This is a genomic window from Frigoribacterium sp. Leaf263 (genome assembly GCF_001422285.1).
In the GTDB taxonomy this organism is placed as follows: domain Bacteria; phylum Actinomycetota; class Actinomycetes; order Actinomycetales; family Microbacteriaceae; genus Frigoribacterium.
In genome coordinates this window covers 454,468-473,452 of record NZ_LMMO01000003.1, presented here as the reverse complement: position 1 = coordinate 473,452, position 18,985 = coordinate 454,468, and the positions used below count along the sequence as shown (strand labels likewise).

The following is an 18,985-nucleotide window of genomic DNA, read 5'->3' as shown; positions in this document are numbered from 1 at the left end:
TCCTCCTTGCTTGCGGCGGACCGACTCTGGCCCGCTGACCGCAGACTACGCCCGCCACCCCGCGATCGGGGTACAGATCGTCCAGGATCGGCTAGGCGGGCGGTGGCTCCGACGCTGTCGCCACCCGCCGGCGCGCCGTGACGGTCACCCCGATGCTGGCGGCCGTCACGAGCGCGAGGGCGACGAGCTCGCGGGCACCGAGCGCCTGTCCGAGCACGACGAGCCCGGCGAACGCGGCCAGCGCCGGCCCGAGGCTCGACAGGACCCCGAACACCCGCGTCGGCAGGCGGCGGAGGGCCACCATCTCGAGCGCGTAGGGGACCGCCGAGGTCGCGACGGCGACGATCAGGAAGACGCCGAGGAGGCGCGGGTCGGCGACCACGGCGGCGCTCGCGTCGGCAGCGCCGAACGGCACGACCACGACGGCGGCGACGAGCATCGAGACCGCGAGCCCCGACAGGGAGTCCGCACGTCGACCGAGGTTCGCGTTGGCGACGATGTAGCAGGCCCAGAAGGCTCCGGCGCCGAGGGCGAGCACGACCCCGACGACCGGGATCGACCCGCTCGAGTCGGAGCCGAGCACGACGACGCCGGCGAGCGCGAGCACGGCCCAGCCGGCGTCGAGCCAGCGGCGGGTCTGGGCCAGCGCGACGACGAGCGGGCCGAGGAACTCGAGGGTGACCGCGACGCCGAGGGGGACGACGTCGATGGCGAGGTAGATGAGGGAGTTCATCCCGGCCAGCGCGAGACCGAGGACGACGACCCCGAGCCAGGTGCGAGCATCCCAGCCGCGGACCCGCGGCCGGAAGACGACGAGCAGGATGAGGGCGCCGAGAGCGAGCCGGAGGGACGCGGCGCCGAGGGGGCCGACGGCGTCGAAGTGCGTGCGGGCGAGGGCCGCGCCGAACTGCACGGAGACGATCGCGGCGACCGCGAGCACGGGGGCCGGGACGGCGTCGAGCGGGGGTCGGCTCACGACGGGGGTTCCTCACGGACGGACGGAGGCCGGGACGGCCGTCGCCGCGGTGCGGCACTACGATCGTGGCATGTCCGACGCTCTCTCCGTCATCTCGCCGGTGATCGAGCTCTTCGGCTGGCTCGGGTTCATCGCCGGCACCCCCTTCCTCATCGCCGCCGCCGCCGTCGGGCGACGGGCCCGTCGGTACGAGGAGACGGTCGCCGTGGTCATCCCGGCACCGGAGTACGCGCGGGTTGCGACGGCCCGGTGGATGGACTCGTGGGGCGACCTGCACGAGACCCAGTTCGCTGAGTACGCGATCGAGACGCCCGTCGAGACCGAGCTGACGGTCCACTACGACCCTCGCCGCCCCTCCTCGGTGCGCGTCGACACCCCGCACGACGACGGCCGGGCCCTGCGTCTCGTCGGCATCGTGCTCGTGGCCGTGGGCGCGGTCTGCGCGGTGGCGTCGATCGCCCTGCTGTTCGTCGGGTGACGCCGCCTCGCGGCCCGGTCCGCTCACGGCGGATGCTCGGGCGGACCGTCGGAGGCCCTCACTAGACTCGGCCCCATCGTCGAGGGGAGAGTCGTGGGCGTCGTCGCACGAGAGGGACGGATCGCGTCGGGTGCCGAGATGATCGGTGCTCTGGCGCTCGGCGGGACGGTGCTGGCGGCATCGATCGTGGGCGGCTCGCTGCTCGGCGTGACGAGCGCCGCAGCGGCCGGGCCCGTCGATCTGGCCGGCGCCTACGTCGTCGACCAGGCCGACGTGCTGTCGGACGCCGACGAGCAGAGGGTCGAGCAGTCGCTCGACACCCTCGCCGCCGAGAACGGCACCAATCTCTTCGTCGTCTACGTCGACTCCTTCACCTCCCCCTCGGACCGCACCGAGTGGGGTCGCGCTACGGCGGAGCGGAATCAGCTGGGCGTCAACGACGTGCTGCTGTCGGTCGCCGTCGACGATCGCCTGTACGACCTCTCGGTCGCCGAGTCGTCGTCCATCGCGGCCGCCGACCAGTCGGCGCTCGAGACGGACGTGCTCGTGCCGGAGCTCCGCGACGGCGACTGGGCCGGCGCCGCGACCTCGCTCGCCGACGCCCTGGCGCCCGGGGCCGCCGGAGCTGACGACGACGGATCGTCCTCCGGCGGGACCTGGCTGCTCTGGACCCTCGGCGTGCTCGCGCTCGTGGTGCTGGCCGCGGTCGTCGCCGTCACGGTCCTCCGACGCCGCCGGAGAGGCCGCGCCCTCGCCGCCGCTCGGGCCGAGCAGGATGAGCTGGAGCGTCGTGCCGCCGGTCTGCTCGTCGCCCTGGACGACGAGATCACCGCCGGCTCGCAGGAGGTCGGCTTCGCCGAGGCCCAGTTCGGCGAGCAGGTCGCCCGGCCCTTCGTCGAGGCGTTGGAGTCCGCCCGGTCGAGCGCGCGCGAGGCCTTCGCCCTGCGTCAGAGACTCGACGATCACGTGCCCGACGGCGCCGGGGAGCGACGCGAGTGGACGACACGGATCATCGAGCTGTGCGAGACGGCGGGGACGACCCTCGACGCCCAGTCCGACGCGTTCGACGAGATGCGGCGGGCCGAGGACTCCGCCCCCGCCGATGCCGAGGCGCTGCCCGCCGACGTCGCAGTCCGTCGGGCCCGCCTCGCCGAGACGCGGAGCACCCTGGAGGCGCTGTCCCGCACCTACTCCCCTCCGGCGGTGGCCTCGATCGTCGACGACGTCGACCAGGCGGACCGGCTGCTCGAGTTCGTCGACGAGAGCGCGACAGCGGCCCGAGAGCATCTCGCCGCGGGCGAGACCGGTCAGGCGGTCGCCCGCATCCGCTCCGCGCGCCAGGCCCTCGGCCAGGTCGATCAGCTGGCCGACTCGGTCGTGCGCTCGGGCGAGTCGCTGGCCACGGCGCAGAGCCGGATCCGCGAACTGACGATCGAGCTGCGCACCGATCTCGACGCGGCCCGATCACTCGAGCCGTCGGCTGCCCCCCGGGGCGTCGACCTCGCCGCGACGGTGGCGGCGGTCGACGAGGCGCTGCGCTTCGCCGACGAGAACCGCGCCGACCCCCTCGCCGTGCTCGCCCGTCTGGATGACGCCGACGACCGGGTCGACGCCGCCCTCGCCGCCGTCCGCGACGCCGAGACCGTGCGCCGGAAGGCCCAGGCGGCCCTGGACCAGGCGCTCCTGTCGGCTCGGAGCCGGATCAGCGCCGCACGCGACTTCATCGAGACCCGGCGAGGCGCGGTCGGGCCCGGTGCCCGCACTCGTCTCTCGGAGGCCGAGCGGCACCTGGCCGAGGCCGTCTCGCTCGCCACCGTCGATCGCGACGCCGCGCTCGGCGAAGCGCATCAGGCGAACCTGGCCGCTCAGGCGGCGTCGAGCGAAGCGGCCGCGGACGTCTCGACGTATCAGCAGGCCTCGCCGTTCGGCGGCTCGGGCGGCGGCGGCCGAGGAGGCGCGGATCTCGGCGGCATCGTCACCGGCCTCATCATCGGCGGGCTCATGAACGGCGGCGGGGGCGGTGGCGGCTTCGGCGGAGGCGGCGGCTTCGGGGGCCGCAGCGGCGGCTTCGGCGGAGGCGGCGGCGGCTTCGGCGGCGGCGGACGCCGATCCGGCGGCGGACGCTTCTGAACCGCAGCGGCCCTTCCGACACAGACCACGGCAACGACCACCAGACGAAAGGACCACCATGTCGAAGCAGTCCATCTTCGGACGAATCGCCCAGCTGACGAGGGCGAACATTAACAACCTGCTCGATCAGGCCGAGGACCCGAGCCTCATGCTCGACCAGCTCGTCCGCGACTTCACCAACAGCATCGCCGAGGCCGAGAGCGCCGTCGCTCAGACGATCGGCAACCTGCGCCTCATCGAGCAGGACCACGCCGAGGACGTCGCCGCGGCCGCCGACTGGGAGCGCAAGGCCCGGGCCGCCAGCGGAAAGGCCGACGAGCTGCGGGCCGCCGGCAACACGGTCGACGCGGACAAGTTCGACGCGCTCGCCAAGGTCGCCCTCGGTCGTCAGCTGTCGGCTGAGAAGGAGGCCAAGGACGCCGAGCCGACCATCGCCGCGCAGACCCAGGTGGTCGACCGGTTGAAGACGGGTCTGACGCAGATGCGCGAGAAGCTCGACCAGTTGAGCAGCAAGCGCGACGAGCTGAACGCCCGGGCCAAGTCGGCCGAGGCCCAGTCGCGGGTCGCCGACGCGGTGAAGAGCATCGACCTGATGGACCCCACCAGCGAGCTCAGCCGCTTCGAGGACAAGGTCCGCCGCGAGGAGGCCAGGGTGCTCGGGCAGCAGGACCTCGCGGCCTCGAGCCTCGACGCGCAGTTCGAGGGTCTCGAGGACCTCGACGAGCAGACCGAGATCGAGGCGCGCCTGGCCGCGCTGAAGCTCGGAGCGTGACCGTCGGCGCCGCGGGCCCGTCGACGCCGACGACCGGTCGGGTCCGGGTCACGCGCCCGGGTGCGTCACGGCTCGTCGGCGTCGACGTGGCCCGCGGCCTCGCCGTCCTCGGCATGTTCGCGGCGCACCTCTGGCCGCGCGATCTGCTCGACGAGCGCCTCTTCGACGGACGCTCGGCCATCCTGTTCGCCACCCTCGCCGGCGTCTCGCTCGGGCTCATGACCGGCGGCGCCGATCCGACGCGCCCGGACGATCGAGGCCGCCGGGCTCTGTCCATCGCGATCCGCGCGGTGCTGCTGATCGTGCTCGGGCTGCTGCTGCAGGCCTGGAACCCCTACGTCCTGGTGATCCTGCCGTATTACGGGGTGATGTTCCTGCTGCTGCTGGCCGTCCTCTGGCTGCCTCGGCGCCTCCTCGTTCCGCTGGCCGTCGTCGTCACCCTCGCGGCCCCATTCGCCGCCTCCCTCGTGCCCCTCGACGCGGTCGGCGACGCCGCGGCTCCGGGCCTCGCCGGTCTCGCGGCCGACGCCCTGCTCGTGGGCGCCTACCCGGCACTCGTCTGGCTGCCCTTCCTCCTGGCCGGCCTCGCAGCCGCCCGCAGCGATCTCGCCCGCCCGGCGACGGCCGCCCTCCTGGTGGTCGTCGGAACCGTCGCCGCGGTGATCGGCTACGGCGCGCGGTTCCTGCCGGGCGCCTCCGACGTCGCCGCCCTGGACCCCGCCGACCACGAGGGCATGCCCGCCGAGATCGTCGGCTCGGGCGGCGTCGCACTGGCCGTGATCGGCCTCCTGCTGCTCGCCACCGGCACCGGTCGTGTCGCGGGCCGGGTGACCCGGGTCGTCCGGGCCGTCCTCTCGCCGCTCGCGGCGGTCGGCGCCCAGCCCCTGACCGTCTACACGCTGCATCTGCTGCTCACGGCGCCCCTCTTCACGGCCTACCGGTCCGCCGGCGGCTCGTACGGACTCCCCCTCGGCTGGCTCGTGGCCTCCGTCGTCGGCACGCTCGTCTACGCCGTCGTCTGGCGACGGTTCGTCGGGCGCGGTCCGCTCGAGCGCCTGGTGGCGGCCGCCAGCCGGCCCGGGGCCGGGCGCGACGACGCCGTCTCCCGCTGACCCGGGCCTCCTCGTCATCGCCCGTCGAGGGTCCCTGCCACGACCGCCCCGCGCTGTGCCAGACTGACGCGCGTGAGGTTCGTCGTGGTTCCGCAGTGGCAGGGTTCTCCGTCGTCGAGGGCCATGCGGCTCGCCGAGGGCGCGTACGCGATACTGGGCGATCTGCCCGCGTCGGCGACCACCGTCGTCGAGGTCCCCGTCGGGGCCGGCGACTCGCTGGGCACCCGGGTGCACCGGCTGTCGTCCGTGCTCACCGTCGCCGACGCCCTGCAGCAGGAGCTCGCGACCGGCACCGGACCCGCGCTCGTCGTGGGCGGCGACTGCGGGGTCGAGCTCGGCGCCGTCCGCCACGCGCTCACCCCGTCGACGGCCGTCGTGTGGTTCGACGCCCATCCCGACCTGCACGCGCCGCGCAGCAGCGAGAGCGGCGCCTTCAGCGGGATGGTGCTCCGGGCTCTGGTCGGCGACGTCGACGACGACCTCCCGACGCTCGATCCGGCCGAGACGCCGCTCGACCCGGGCCGCATCGTGCTCGCCGGCGCGCGCAGCTTCGACGAGGCCGAAGACCGGTACGTCGACAGTCGCCGCGTCTCGACGGTCTCGTCGCTCGATCTCACGCCCGACGACGTCGTGGCCGCGGTGGCCGCGACGGGGGCGACCGAGGTCTACCTGCACGTCGATCTCGACGTGCTCGACCCCGGCATCATCGACGGTCTGCTGGCGCCCCAGCCGTTCGGCGTCGATCTCGCGACGCTCATCGCGACCATCACCGCCCTCAAGACCCGCTTCACCCTGGTGGGGGCCGGGCTCTGCTCGTTCGCCCCCGTCGACGCGACGAGCGCCTCGGACGACATGGGCACCATCCTCCGCATCGTCGGGGCCCTGTCGCGATGAGCGGACCCGACGCCGGCGACCGCCCCCGCGTCACGGTCGAGCGCCGCGGGGGCGTCCTCCTGATCGGACTCGACCGTCCCGAGAAGCGGAACGCCGCCGACCTCCGCATGCTTCGCGAACTCGCTCTCGCCTACGGCCGACTCGACGACGACCCCGGACTGCACGTCGGACTCGTCTTCGCGCACGGCGACCACTTCACGGCGGGGCTCGATCTGACCGACGTCCTCCCGGCCGTGACCGACACCGGTCTCGACATCGTCCCCGAGGGCGGCGTGCACCCCTGGCAGGTCGACGGACGATCGCTGACCAAGCCGGTCGTGCTCGCCGTGCAGGGCACGTGCCTGACGCTCGGGGTCGAGCTCGCGCTCGCCAGCGACATCGTGATCGCCGACGAGACGGCCCGTTTCGGTCAGATCGAGGTGAGCCGGGCGATCCTCCCGTTCGGCGGCGCGACGACGAGGCTGCCCCGACGCGCGGGCTGGGGCGACGCGATGCGCTATCTGCTCACCGGCGACCTCTTCGGAGCCGAGGAGGCGCGGCGCATCGGGGTCGTGCAGGAGGTCGTCCCCGAAGGGGCCGCCTTCGATCGGGCTCTGCGACTCGCCGAGCGGATCGCCGCCCAGGCCCCACTCGCCGTGCAGGCCACCCTCGCCAACGCGCGTCTGGCCGTGCGCGAGGGCGACGCGGCGGCCGAGGCCTCGCTGCAGCCCGAGCTGGTGCGCCTGCTCGGCACGGACGACGCCCGAGAGGGTGTCGCGGCGTTCACGGAGCGGCGCGACCCACGATTCTCGGGGTCGTGATCGTCCGGGCCCGAGCGGCACCGCCGATCGGCACCACCGACGGGCACGACCGACCGGCAGCGCTGTCCGACCCGGCTGACCGGCCCTGACACGACGAAGCCCGCCCCCACGAAGGGGAGCGGGCTCCGGGCGTGATGACGCGTCTTACTTGAAGACGTCTTTCACGTCTTCGCCGGTCTTCTTGGCACTCGCGGCGGTCTGGTCCTTGCGACCTTCGGCCTTGAGGTCCTCGTCGCCCTTGCGGTCGCCGATGGCCTCCTTGGCCTTGCCCGCGATGTCCTGAGCGGCGTTCTTGATCTTGTCGTCGAGTCCCATGAAGACCTCCTGTGCTTGGCGCGTCAGCGCATGATGCCCGAACGCTATCGAGGCGACCCCGGTGCCGACCGCACGCACATCCCGCGCCCAGGATGCGTGCGCGGAACGGCCAGCGAGCATCCGGACGAACGCCCGGGAGCGAGGACTACGGTCGTCGCATGACTGCTTATGATCTGATCGTGATCGGCGCCGGCGCGGTCGGCGAGAACGTGGCCGACTACGCCAAGCGCAAGGGCCTCTCGGTGGCCCTCGTCGAGGCCGAGCTCGTCGGCGGCGAATGCTCGTACTGGGCGTGCATGCCCTCGAAGGCGCTGCTGCGCTCCACCGCGGTCGTGCGGGCGGCGCGCGCGGTCGACGGGGCCGCCCAAGCGGTCACCGGCGCTGTGGACGTCGCGGCCGTGCTGCGCCGCCGGGACTCCTTCACGAGCGGATGGGACGACTCCGGCCAGGCCGACTGGGTCGCCGGCGCGGGCATCGACCTCATCCGCGGACACGCCACCATCACGGGAGTGCGGGAGGTCACCGTCGACGGCGTCGTGCACACCGCGAACCACGCCGTGGTCGCCGCGACCGGATCGTCGGCCCTGCTGCCCGACATCCCGGGTCTGGCCGAGGCTCGCCCCTGGACGAGCCGGGAGGCGACGAGCGCTCAGAGCGTCCCGCAGAGCCTCGTGGTCATCGGCGGCGGCGTCGTCGCCACCGAGATGGCGACCGCCTACCAGGGTCTGGGCTCCGTCGTGACGCTCGTCGCGCGGAGCGGTCTGCTCGGCGGTCAGGAGCCCTTCGCCGGGGAGCTCGTCGGGGACGGACTCCGCGAGCTCGGTGTGGACGTCCGCGTGGGGGTCTCCCCCGTCTCCGTCCTCCGCACCGAGCACGACACCGTCGAGGTGACCCTCGACGACGGGAGCACCGTGATCGCCGACGAGGTGCTCGTGGCCACCGGCCGGGTGCCCCGCACCTCGGACCTCGGACTCGAGAGCATCGGCATCGAGCCCGGCGACTGGCTGCAGGTCGACGACACCCTGCTCGTGCACGGCACCGACTGGCTGTACGGCGTGGGCGACGTCAACCACCGGGCCCTGCTCACCCATCAGGGCAAGTACCAGGCCCGAGCCGCCGGCGAGGTCATCGCGGCGCGGGCCCAGGGGACCGAGCTCTCGACCGCCCCCTGGGGAACCCACGTCGCCACGGCGGACGACGCCGCCGTGCCGCAGGTCACCTTCACCGACCCCGAGGTGGCGAGCGTGGGTCTCACGGCCGAGGCCGCCACGCAGCGCGGCATCGACGTGCGCGTCGTCGACTACGACCTCGCGTCGGTCGCCGGCTCCGCGCTGCACTCTGACTCGTACAAGGGCCACGCGCGACTCGTCGTCGACGAGGGTCGGAAGGTCGTCGTCGGCGCCACCTTCGTCGGACCGGAGGTCAGCGACCTCCTGCACGCCGCCACGATCGCCGTCGTCGGCGAGGTCCCGATCGATCGGCTGTGGCACGCCGTGCCGTCGTACCCGACGGTCAGCGAGGTCTGGCTGCGCCTGCTGGACGGCTACGGGCGCCCGTGACGGGCCTGCTGCTCGACTCCCCCGTCTCGCGCCTCGGCTGCGCCGTCGCCACCCTCGTCGGCCTCGCCGTCGGCGTCCCGCTCAGCACGGGGCGGATCCGGGTGGTCGGCGACCTCATCGTCTGCCGGGGTCTCCCCCGGTGGGCGTTCCGCCGCGGCGGCACCTGCGTGGGCCGGGTCTACCTGACCCGGTACAACGACGGCCCCCGGGTGCTGCGACACGAGGCCGTCCACGTCACGCAGTGGCGGCGATACGGCATGCTGATGCCCCTGATGTACTTCCTGGCCGGCAGCGACCCGCTGACGAACAGGTTCGAGATCGAGGCCGGCCTCGAGGAAGGCGGTTACCGATGACCCGCACCGTGATCATCACCGGAGCGAGCAGCGGCATCGGCCGCGAGGCCGCGAAGGCGCTGTCGAAGGGGGGCGCCGAGCTCGCGATCGTCGGTCGCAACCCCGAGCGCACCCGCGCCGTCGCGGACGAGGTCGGCGGGAGCGCCTTCATCGCGGACTTCGACCGGCTGGACGACGTCCGCGGACTCGCGGAGCGCCTCCTCGACCGCTATCCCCGGATCGACGTCCTCGCCAACAACGCCGGCGGGCTCGTCAATCCGCGCGGCGTCACCGCCGACGGCCACGAGCGCATCCTCCAGTCGAACCACCTCGCGCCGTTCCTCCTGACCCGACTGCTGCTGCCGCGACTGATCGAGAGCGAGGCGCGCGTCGTGTCGACCGCGAGCGTCGCCAACCTGTTCGGCCGCGTGCGTCTCGACGACCTCGACTGGGCGAAGCGGCCGTGGCTCGGCGGCTGGCGCCAGTACGGCACGAGCAAGATCGAGACGATCCTGTTCATCCGCGAGCTGGCGAAGCGCACGGGGCTCGAGGCCTTCTCGTTCCACCCCGGGATCGTCAAGACGAACTTCGGCGCCGACTCGTCCATGTGGCGCATGGCCAACGTGCTGACGAACGGGCACTACGGCATCTCGGCCGCCGCCGGGGCGCTGCCGCTCATCCAGCTGGCGGGGCCGAGCACGATCGGCGTGCCGAGCGGCACCTACTTCGACCAGCTGAAACCGGACGGCCTCGTGCTGCCCCAGGCCAAGGACGCCTCCCTGGCCGCCGCCCTCTGGGAGCGCAGCTCCGAGCTCGTCGGGCTGCCCTCGGAGGTCTGAGCCGCTACATCTCGGCGCGGCCGAGCCGCCAGTAGCCCATGAAGGCGACGTGGCGGCGGTCGACGCCGACCTCGGCGACGAGGAACCGGCGCAGGGTCTTGATGGCGGCGGCCTCGCCGGCGAGCCACGCGTACAGCTCGCCGTCGAGGGCCTCGCCGTGGCGGGCCTCTCCTTGGGGGACGTCCCAGAGGATGTCGTGGTCGACGTCCACCTCGGAGACCTCGACGCCGCGGTGCCACGCGGTGACGTACCGGGCCGTCCAGCCGCGGACGGCCTCGACGAGTCGCGCGCCGTGCCCTTCGTCGGACCCGTCTCGTGCGAGCCAGTGGACGGAGACCCCGGGAGGCGCGGTGAGCTCGAGCACGTCCGCCGACGTCGGCACCTCGAGGAACACGCAGCCCCGGGCGTCGGCGGGCAGGCTCTCGACGATGGAGGACACGGCGGGCACGGCGGTCTCGTCGCCGGCGATGAGCACCGAGGAGGCGCCCCGCGGGTTCCATTCGACGCCGCTGCCGGTCACGCCGCTGGTGGCGTCGGGGCCCACGAGCATGGCGTCGTCGCCGACGCGGACGGCCGCGAGCCAGGCGGCGGCGGGCCCGCCGTCGGCGTGCACGACGAAGTCGACGTCGACCTCGCGGAGCTCCGGTCGGACGGCTCGTGCGGTGTACGTGCGGAAGGGGTTGCGGGCGTGGTCGGGCAGGGCGCGCCACTCGCCCCACCAGTCTCCGGACGGGAACGTGTCGAAGCCCGTGGACTCGAGCGGGAGGACCACCTTGATGCGCTGGTCGAGCCCGTCGGCCCCGAAGTCGCCGAGTTCGGGACCGCCGAACGTCACGCGGGTGAACGACGGCGAGAGACGCTGGACCCTCTCGACCCTGGCCCGGTACGGGCGGTGGGCGGGTTTCACGACGGACCCGGGCGAGGCCTCGGCTACGGAAGTAAGCACACCCTAAGTATGGCAGTCCTAACCTGACGGTCAAGAAGAGGTGCCTGGACGTCGAGACAGCTGCTCGGACGGTCGGAGACCAGCGTCCCCGCCGGCCGACGGCGGATCAGAGCGCCGCGGCCCCGTCGACCGTCTGGAAGACGCGGTGCAGATCGTGCCGGAGGTCGTAGGCGAACGACGGCGGCCCGGCGATCCAGATGACGTGCTCGCCGGCGACCAGCGAGTCGGTGTCGACGTACATCTCGGCGAGCCACGCGCGGACGGCCCGCTCGAGCGCGTCGCCGGGCTCGCAGGAGCGCCCCGACCCGGGTGCACCGGATCGGCGATCGCGCGCCAGCCAGGCGACGGCCACCCGGCCCGGTGCGGCGAGAGGCACGATCTGGCTGCTGTCGTCGACCTCGACGAAGACCTGCCCGCGCGCGCAGAGGGGCAGGGCGGCCAGCATGCCGCGCAGCTGGTCGAGGGAGGAGGCGTCGCCGGCGAACAGCACGCGGGTGGCGTCGTGCTGGAGGGGCGGGTCGCGGTATTCGAGGAACATGTCCTGGTCAGTATAGGTAAGCCTCACCTATCCCGACACACGTCCGCCCGATTCGCAGCCGGGTGGTAGGTTCTGACCGTCCACGGATCCGGCAGCGACCCGTGGCGAGGGGCCGCGCCGTGTCCGACAGCACCACGGTGGCGGATCGTGACGACCGGACCGACAGCGACCGGAGATCCCCCGCAGCAGAGCCGAGACCACCTCGGCATCCTTCGCCGAGGCGCCGACGCCCCGGCCCACCCCGGAAGGCCCCTCCGCGTGCGCACCCTGCCCCTCCTCGCCGCCGTCACCGCTCTCGTCCTCGTCACGGCCGGCTGCACGTCGTCGCCCGACCCGACGGGCGCCCCCGACGACGACGCCACCGTCACCGTCGGCCTCGTCCTCGAGCCCACCGACCTCGACATCCGCCGGACGGCCGGCATCGCGCTCGATCAGGTGCTGATCGACAACGTCTACCAGGGCCTCGTCGGGCGCACCCAGGACAACGAGATCGTCGACGTCCTGGCGTCCAGCCACGAGGTCAGCGACGACGGCCTGACCTACACCTTCACCCTCGCCGAGGGCGTGACCTTCCACGACGGGGCCGCGCTGACCGCGGAGGACGTCGTCTGGTCGCTGCAGCAGGTCGCCGACGACGAGAGCCTGGCCAACCACGGCGATCTCGCGGCGGTGGACGCCGTCACCGCGCCCGACGAGTCGACCGTGGTGATCACGCTGTCCCGACCGGACTCGGCGCTGCTGTTCTCGCTGACGGGGCGAGCCGGCCTCGTGCTCGAGCAGCAGGCCGACAACGACCTCTCGACCACGGCGAACGGCACAGGGCCCTTCACCCTCGCGGGGTGGACCCAGGGCGACAACCTGCGGCTGAGCCGCAACGACGACTACTGGGGCACGCCCGCGGCCGTCGGCGGGGTCGTCTTCCGGTACATCCCCGACCCGTCCGCCCGCATCAACGCCTCGCTGTCGGGCGACATCGACGTGCAGACCGCGGTCGACGCGACGCTCCGCAGTCAGCTCGACGGCGTCGACGGGCTGACCGTCAGCGAGGGCCGCACCACCGACAAGTACACCCTCGCCTTCAACAACGCGGTCGAGCCCTTCACCGATCCCCGCGTGCGCAAGGCGATCCGCCTCGCCGTCGACAACGACGCGCTGATCGCCGCCACCGGCGGCTCCGCGGTCGACCAGGGCGGGCCGATCCCCGAGCTCGACCCGGGCTACCGCGATCTGACCGACGTCGACGCGTACGACCCCGACGCCGCCCGCGCGCTCCTCGAGGAGTCCGGTCAGGGCGATCTCGACCTCACCCTCGAGTACGCGAACGTCTACCCGGCCGCCATCGGCGATGTGCTGACGACGCAGCTCAAGGCCGTCGGCATCACCCTCACCGTCGAGCAGGTCGACTTCTCGACCTGGCTGAGCGACGTCTTCGTCGCCCCGTCCGACGGCTCGCCGCGCGACTTCCAGCTGAGCATGGTCAACCACGCCGAGACCCACGACTTCGGCAACTGGGCCGATCCGGACTACTACTTCGGCTACGACTCCCCCGCGGTGCAGGGCCTCTACGCCGAGTCCCTCGCCGCCACGGACCCTGCCGACGCCGACGAGGCCCTCGCCGAGGCCGCGGCGATCGTCGCCGACGACGCGCCGGCCGAGTGGCTGTACACCACGACGACGCTCACGGCCATCCGAGACGGCATCACCGGGTTCCCGACCTCGTCGACGACGACACGGCTCGATCTCTCGTCGCTGGCCGCCACCGAGTGATCAGGTTCACGGCCGGGCGTCTGGTCCTCTTCGCCGTCGGTCTGCTCGTCGCCAGCGCTCTGATCTTCGCGACGCTGCGCCTCCTGCCCGGCGACGTCGCCCAGGTGATCGCCGGCACGACGGGCTCGCCCGCCCAGGTCGCCGCACTCCGGGCCGAGCTCGGACTCGACCGGCCGTTCCTCGCGCAGTACCTCGACTGGGTGGGAGGGCTGCTGAGGCTCGACCTCGGCCGGTCGCTCGTGACCGGGACCCCGGTCGCGGACGAGATCGCCGACAAGCTGGCCGTCACGCTGCCGCTCGCCGGGCTCTCGCTCGCCGTCGGCCTCGTCGTGGGCGTCCCTCTCGGCGTGCTCGCGGCGCTCCGCCGACGGCGCCCGCTCGGCACGGCGGCATCGATCGGCGGTCAGATCCTCGCCGCCGTGCCGGCCGTCTGGGCGGGCATGCTGCTGATCGCCCTGTTCGCCGTCACCCTGGACTGGCTGCCGACGCAGGGCTTCCCCCTCGACGGGTGGTCCGATCCGGCGGCCGCCCTGAGGGCGCTCGTCCTGCCCGCGGTGACCATCGGTCTCGTCGAGGGCGCCGTGCTGCTCCGCTTCACCCGATCCGCCGCGCTCGGAGCGCTCGACGCGGACTACGTCCGGGCCGCCGCCGCCAAGGGCATGACGCGCGACCGGGCCCTCGTGCGCCACGGCCTGCCGAACGTCATGCTGAGCGTCGTGAGCGTGCTCGGAATCCAGGCCGCCGGTCTCGTCGTCGGCGCGGTGCTCGTGGAGCAGCTCTTCAGCCTGCCCGGCGTCGGTCGCATGCTCGTCGCCGACGTCGGTCGCCGAGACCTGACGAAGGTGCAGGGAGAGCTCATGACCCTGACCGCGATCGTCCTCGCCGTCGGCTTCGTGGTGGACGTCGTGCACCGCGCCGTCGACCCGAGAGCACGGGAGCGGGGCGAATGAGGCGCGGGTCGTGGATCCGGGCCCTGGTGTCCGGGCCGGCCGGCGCCTTCGGCGCGGGGTGGCTCGTGCTCGTCGCGGCGGCCGCCGTCGTCGCCCCGTTCTGGACGCCGTTCGATCCCTTCGCCACCGACCCCTACGGAGCCTGGGCTCCGCCGTCGACCATGCACCTCCTCGGGACCGACTCCGTGGGTCGCGACATCTTCAGCTACGTGGCCCGAGGGGCCACCACGACCGCCGTGGTGGCGGTCGCCTCGGGCGCCGTCGCCCTCGTGGTCGGCGTCGCCCTCGCAGCGCTCGGATCGCTGACCGCGCGTTGGGTTCGGGACTCCGTGTCGGTGCTCATCGACGTCCTCGTCGCGTTCCCGACGATCCTGATCGCCATGGCCCTGGCCGCCGCCTTCGGCGGGTCGCTGGCCGTGGTCGTCGTCGCCGCCGGCACCGGCTACGGGGTCAACATCGCCCGGGTGTCCCGGGCCGAGATCCGCCGGGTCGGCCGGGAGGACTACGTGCTCGCCGCCCGCGCGGCCGGCGTGGGGCCGCTCGGCGTGGTGGCGCGGCACGTGCTGCCGAACGTGGCGCCCCTCTTCGCCGTCCAGGTCTCGCTCGCGATGGCGACGTCGATCCTCGCCGAGGCCGGACTGTCGTTCCTCGGGTACGGGGCGTCCGCCGAGACCGCCTCGTGGGGCCGACTGCTCAGCGACCTGCAGAAGTTCATCGGCGTCCACCCCGGGACGATCGTGTGGCCCGGCGCCGCCATCACGCTCACCGTGCTGGCGCTCAACCTGCTCGGCGACGCCGTCCGCGACGCCGGGGACCCGCGCCTGCGCCGGCGCGCACCCTCCGCCGCCCCGGACCCCGCCGATGCGCCGGGGGTGGTCTCGTGAGCCTCGAGATCAGTGATCTCAGCATCGAGCTCGCCGGACGGACCGTCGTCGACGGCGTCTCCCTCTCGGTGGGACCGCAGGAGCGCGTGGGGCTCATCGGGGAGTCCGGATCGGGCAAGTCGCTGACGCTGCTCGCCGTGCTGGGGCTGCTGCCCGACGACGCCGTCGTCCGAGGCGGCATCTCGTTCGACGGCCGCGAGCTCGTCGGGCTGCCCGACCGCGACCACGCCCCCCTCCGAGGAGCCGGGATCGGCGTCGTGTTCCAGGACCCGACGACGTCGCTCGACCCCGTCCGCACCATCGGCCGTCAGATCGCCGAACCCCTTCGACTGCATGAGGGGGTCGGACGTCGCGAGGCCCGTCGCCGTGCCGTCGACGCGGCCGCCGAGGTCGGTCTGCCCGACCCCGAGCGCATCGTCGACCGCTACCCGCACCAGCTGTCGGGGGGGCAACGTCAGCGCGTGGTCATCGCGACGGCCCTCATCGCCCGCCCGCGCCTCCTGCTCGCCGACGAGCCCACCACGGCCCTCGACGTCTCGACCCAGGCCGAGGTGCTCGACCTCTTCGCCCGTCTCGTCGACGAGCGCGGCGCGTCGCTGCTGTTCGTCACCCACGACCTCGCCGTCCTGCGTCGAGCCGTCGACCGGGCCGCGGTGCTCGCCGACGGCCGCGTCGTCGAGGAGGCGTCCGTCGACGACCTCGTGCACCGCCCGCGCCACGCCGTCACCCGGGGGCTGGTCGAGGCGACGAGGGCGACCACCTGGAGGGCGCGATGAGCGACGACGAACCGACCCGCGCCTCCTCGGCCCCCCTGCTGAGCGGACGCGGCCTCAGCCGGACGTATCGCCTGCCCCGGTCGTCGCCGTTCCAGCCGGGCCCGGTCAGGCACGCGCTGGTCGGCGCCGACCTCGACGTCGGCCACGGCGAGAGCGTCGCCCTGATCGGCGAGTCGGGCAGCGGGAAGAGCACCCTGGTCAAGACCCTGCTCGCCCTCGACACGCCGACGGAGGGCACGGTCCGCTTCGACGGACGCCCGGTGCGACCCGGCCGGGCGTCGGCGCTGCGCTGGTTCCGCCGCGACACCGGCGTCGTGCTGCAGGACCCCTACAGCTCGCTCGATCCGCGGATGCGCGTGCGCGACACCGTCGCCGAGCCGCTGCGGGCCCTCTCGATCGCGGGCGACCGGCGGGCCCGGGTCGACGAGGTGCTCGACCGGGTGGGTCTGACCCGGCACCACGCCGACGGCTACCCGCACGAGCTCAGCGGCGGGCAGCGCCAGCGCGTGGCCATCGCCCGCGCGATCGTCCACCGACCCCGCCTGCTCGTCGGCGACGAGCCGATGAGCGCGCTCGACGTCACGGTCCGAGCCCAGATCCTGCAGCTGCTGCGCGAGCTGCGCGACGACCTCGGGCTGTCGCTGCTCACGGTCTCGCACGACATCGGTCTCGTGCAGCATCTCGCCGACCGGGTCGCCGTGCTGCACGAGGGGCGGATCGTCGAGCAGGGGACGGTCGACGCGGTGCTGCGCCACCCCGGGCACCCCTACACCCGCGCGCTCGTGGCCGCGGTGCCGACGCTCGACTGATCCGCCGACCCTCGACCGACCCGCCATCGGGCGCCCGTCGCGCCTCGCGGGTCACCAGAGCGGCGGGTGCCTCCGCTGCCATCTCATGCGCCGCTCGAGCTGCGCCCCCACGGCCAGGAGGACGTCCTCGCGACCGGGCCTGCCGATCAGCTGCACGCCGGCCGGCGATCCGTCGACCTCGCCGACCGGCAGGGTGATCGCGGGCAGCCCGGCGACGTTGACGAACGAGGTGAAGGGCGAGTAGAGGCACTGCTGCTCGAAGTTGCGCTCGGCGTCGTCGGCGTCGTACCAGCCGATCGGGCGGGCCGTCAGGGCGAGCGTCGGGGTCAGGACGACGTCGAAGGGGGCGAACCGGTCGATCACGGTCCGCTCGAACGCCGTCAGCCCCGCGAGGGCGGCGCCGAGCTCGCGAGCCGGGACTCCGCGGCCCCGCTCGACGAGCCACCGGGTGATGGGCTCGAGACGGGCGAGCTGCTCGTCGGTCTCGGCGGGGATCCCCGCGGCGCCGGCCTGCCAGAGGGTGCGGAAGAGCGCCGGGTAGTCCGACGCAGGCATCGTCGTCTCGTCCACGCCGTGCCCGAGATCGGCCAGCAGGTCGGCCGTGAAGCGGACGACGCCGAGGAGGCGCGGGTCGACCCAGACGTCGAACACGTCGTCCCAGGGGCTGGTCGTCATCACGGCGACCTGGAAGCGTCCGGCCCCGCGGAGGGCCGTGCCGAGGTAGGCGCCGTCGGGCGACGGCGGCGCCCAGAGCGCGTGCCCGTGCCGCGGCGGCCGTCCGTCGGGCGAGACCATCGCGTCGAGCAGCAGGGCGGCGTCGGCGACGGTGCGCGCCAGCGGCCCCCCGACGGCGAGCCCGCCGAGGCTCGCGAGTCCCGACTGCGAGGGCACGCGTCCCCGCGACGGCTTCACCCCCACCAGTCCGGTCGCGGCGGCCGGGATCCGGATGCTGCCGCCCCCGTCCGACCCGGGGGCGAAGGGCAGCATGCCCGCGGCGACCGCGGCCGCGGCCCCTCCGCTCGAGCCGCCTGCGCCGGTGTCGAGTCGCCAGGGGTTGCGCGTCGGCGGGCCGATGAGGGTCTCGGTGTACGCGGTCAGCCCGTACTCGGGGGTCGCCGTCTTGCCGAGGCTCACGCCGCCGGCCTCGTCGAGGGCCGCGACGATCTCGGACGACGTCTCGGGCACCCGGCCGTCGGCCAGGCGCGAACCGGACCGGGTCGGCACGCCCGCCCGATCGCCGAGGTCCTTGTCGGCGAGCGGCAGCCCCCACAGCGGCGCCGTCGTCCGACCCGCACGGGTCAGCTCGTCGGCACGGTCGCGGGCACGGTCGGCGGTGACCGTCACGAAGGCGCCGACCTCTCCGTCGAGGCGCTCGATGCGGTCCAGGTAGTGGTCGGTCAGCTCGCGAGGGGAGAGCTCTCCGCGATGCAGGAGATTCCATTGCTCGTGGGCGCTGAGGTCGTGGAGTTCGGGCACCCGTCGAGCGTAGGCCCGCCCGTCAGCGCGCGCTGCGGCCGCGTCGCCTCTTGAGCGACTTCTGCATCGTGATGGTGCCGAGCCAGCGGCCGAACTTGAAGCCCACGCGGCCCATCCGGCCCACCTCGACGAACCCGAGCCGGGCGTGGAGGGCGACCGACGCCTCGGCGTTCTTGTCGGCGATGACGGCGACCATCTCTCGGATCCCGGCCTCGCGGCAGGCCTCCACGAGCGCCTCGAGCAGACCTGCCCCGAGGCCCTTTCCCGTCGAGGCGGCGCGCAGGTAGATGGACGTCTCGACCGTGTACCGGTAGGCCGCCTTGCCGCCCCAGGGCGAGGCGAGGGCGTACCCGAGCACTTCGCCGCTCGGATTCACGGCCACGAGGAACGGCATCCCGAGCGACGAGACGAACGCGAGCTTGCGGCGCCATTCGGCGAGGGTCATGGCGTCCTCGTCGAAGGTCACGGACGAGTTGGCGACGTAGTGGTTGTAGATCTCGCGCACGTAGGGCAGGTCGGCGGCCACGGCGGCACGGACCTCGAAGCGGAACGGCGGCTCGACGGGGGCGGGCGGGCGCAGGGCGCGCGGCAGCTGCCGACGGGTCTGGTATTCCTCTTCGAGCACGCAGCCA

The 18,985-nt window shown here is 73.5% G+C and carries 20 protein-coding genes; 14 read left to right on the top strand and 6 right to left on the bottom strand.

The window, feature by feature from the left end; genetic code table 11:
• Positions 1-91: 91 nt before the first annotated feature.
• Positions 92-976 (bottom strand): EamA family transporter, encoded by an 885-nt coding sequence (locus ASF17_RS06230; RefSeq protein WP_055796678.1) that lies wholly within the window; start codon positions 974-976, stop codon positions 92-94.
• 70 nt (positions 977-1,046) lie between these two features.
• On the opposite strand from ASF17_RS06230, the gene ASF17_RS06225 reads away from it, so the two are divergent.
• From ASF17_RS06225 to ASF17_RS06200, 6 genes are all read left to right on the top strand, one after another.
• A complete protein-coding gene (locus tag ASF17_RS06225; RefSeq protein WP_156357322.1) occupies positions 1,047-1,454 on the top strand; it encodes a hypothetical protein in 408 nt (135 codons plus the stop codon).
• Positions 1,455-1,547: 93 nt separating this feature from the next.
• A complete protein-coding gene (locus tag ASF17_RS06220; RefSeq protein WP_055796672.1) occupies positions 1,548-3,584 on the top strand; it encodes a TPM domain-containing protein in 2,037 nt (678 codons plus the stop codon).
• Between the two features lie 58 nt (positions 3,585-3,642).
• Positions 3,643-4,356, top strand: coding sequence for a PspA/IM30 family protein (locus ASF17_RS06215; protein WP_055796667.1), 714 nt, complete (start codon positions 3,643-3,645; stop codon positions 4,354-4,356).
• Positions 4,353-5,468 carry a DUF418 domain-containing protein gene (locus ASF17_RS06210; RefSeq protein WP_055796664.1) on the top strand — a complete coding sequence of 372 codons (1,116 nt, stop codon included), beginning with the start codon at positions 4,353-4,355 and terminating at the stop codon, positions 5,466-5,468. The genes ASF17_RS06215 and ASF17_RS06210 overlap by 4 nt, the downstream gene beginning before the upstream one ends.
• A gap of 63 nt (positions 5,469-5,531) precedes the next feature.
• A complete protein-coding gene (locus tag ASF17_RS06205) occupies positions 5,532-6,362 on the top strand; it encodes an arginase family protein (protein WP_235476482.1) in 831 nt (276 codons plus the stop codon).
• Positions 6,359-7,162, top strand: coding sequence for a crotonase/enoyl-CoA hydratase family protein (locus ASF17_RS06200; protein WP_055796658.1), 804 nt, complete (start codon positions 6,359-6,361; stop codon positions 7,160-7,162). Before ASF17_RS06205 ends, ASF17_RS06200 begins: the two co-directional genes overlap by 4 nt.
• A gap of 144 nt (positions 7,163-7,306) precedes the next feature.
• On the opposite strand, the gene ASF17_RS06195 is transcribed toward ASF17_RS06200, so the two are convergent.
• On the bottom strand, positions 7,307-7,477 hold the full coding sequence (locus ASF17_RS06195) for a CsbD family protein (RefSeq protein WP_055796655.1): 171 nt from the start codon (positions 7,475-7,477) through the stop codon (positions 7,307-7,309).
• Between the two features lie 158 nt (positions 7,478-7,635).
• Here ASF17_RS06195 and ASF17_RS06190 point away from each other — a divergent pair, with 158 nt between their 5' ends.
• The 3 genes from ASF17_RS06190 to ASF17_RS06180 are packed head-to-tail and all read left to right on the top strand — an operon-like array spanning position 7,636 to position 10,207.
• Complete coding sequence (locus ASF17_RS06190) at positions 7,636-9,036, top strand: dihydrolipoyl dehydrogenase family protein (protein ID WP_055796653.1); 1,401 nt, start codon at positions 7,636-7,638, stop codon at positions 9,034-9,036.
• Positions 9,033-9,389, top strand: a complete 357-nt coding sequence (locus tag ASF17_RS06185) for a Fe-S oxidoreductase (protein WP_235476409.1) — start codon at positions 9,033-9,035, stop codon at positions 9,387-9,389. The genes ASF17_RS06190 and ASF17_RS06185 overlap by 4 nt, the downstream gene beginning before the upstream one ends.
• Complete coding sequence (locus ASF17_RS06180; RefSeq protein ID WP_055796650.1) at positions 9,386-10,207, top strand: SDR family NAD(P)-dependent oxidoreductase; 822 nt, start codon at positions 9,386-9,388, stop codon at positions 10,205-10,207. Before ASF17_RS06185 ends, ASF17_RS06180 begins: the two co-directional genes overlap by 4 nt.
• A gap of 4 nt (positions 10,208-10,211) precedes the next feature.
• Here the strand turns inward: ASF17_RS06180 and ASF17_RS06175 are convergent, their stop codons facing one another.
• Entirely contained in the window at positions 10,212-11,153 is a 942-nt protein-coding gene (locus ASF17_RS06175; protein ID WP_200913442.1) for a siderophore-interacting protein, read from the bottom strand.
• Positions 11,154-11,259: 106 nt separating this feature from the next.
• Entirely contained in the window at positions 11,260-11,691 is a 432-nt protein-coding gene (locus ASF17_RS06170; protein WP_055796644.1) for an SIP domain-containing protein, read from the bottom strand.
• Between the two features lie 258 nt (positions 11,692-11,949).
• Between ASF17_RS06170 and ASF17_RS06165 the strand changes: the two genes are divergently transcribed.
• The 5 genes from ASF17_RS06165 to ASF17_RS06145 are packed head-to-tail and all read left to right on the top strand — an operon-like array spanning position 11,950 to position 16,877.
• Positions 11,950-13,458, top strand: a complete 1,509-nt coding sequence (locus tag ASF17_RS06165) for an ABC transporter substrate-binding protein (RefSeq protein ID WP_055796640.1) — start codon at positions 11,950-11,952, stop codon at positions 13,456-13,458.
• A complete protein-coding gene (locus tag ASF17_RS06160) occupies positions 13,455-14,408 on the top strand; it encodes an ABC transporter permease (RefSeq protein WP_055796636.1) in 954 nt (317 codons plus the stop codon). Before ASF17_RS06165 ends, ASF17_RS06160 begins: the two co-directional genes overlap by 4 nt.
• A gap of 26 nt (positions 14,409-14,434) precedes the next feature.
• Positions 14,435-15,292, top strand: a complete 858-nt coding sequence (locus ASF17_RS06155; protein WP_442855736.1) for an ABC transporter permease — start codon at positions 14,435-14,437, stop codon at positions 15,290-15,292.
• Complete coding sequence (locus tag ASF17_RS06150; RefSeq protein WP_055796632.1) at positions 15,289-16,068, top strand: ABC transporter ATP-binding protein; 780 nt, start codon at positions 15,289-15,291, stop codon at positions 16,066-16,068. Before ASF17_RS06155 ends, ASF17_RS06150 begins: the two co-directional genes overlap by 4 nt.
• Positions 16,065-16,877, top strand: coding sequence for an ABC transporter ATP-binding protein (locus tag ASF17_RS06145; protein WP_055796629.1), 813 nt, complete (start codon positions 16,065-16,067; stop codon positions 16,875-16,877). Before ASF17_RS06150 ends, ASF17_RS06145 begins: the two co-directional genes overlap by 4 nt.
• Before the next feature lie 51 nt (positions 16,878-16,928).
• On the opposite strand, the gene ASF17_RS06140 is transcribed toward ASF17_RS06145, so the two are convergent.
• Both ASF17_RS06140 and ASF17_RS06135 read right to left on the bottom strand, forming a co-directional pair.
• On the bottom strand, positions 16,929-18,353 hold the full coding sequence (locus tag ASF17_RS06140; RefSeq protein ID WP_055796624.1) for an amidase: 1,425 nt from the start codon (positions 18,351-18,353) through the stop codon (positions 16,929-16,931).
• Positions 18,354-18,375: 22 nt separating this feature from the next.
• The gene (locus ASF17_RS06135; protein WP_055796621.1) at positions 18,376-18,978 is read right to left on the bottom strand and encodes a GNAT family N-acetyltransferase; all 603 of its coding nucleotides are present in this window, start codon (positions 18,976-18,978) and stop codon (positions 18,376-18,378) included.
• Between the last annotated feature and the right edge of the window lie 7 nt (positions 18,979-18,985).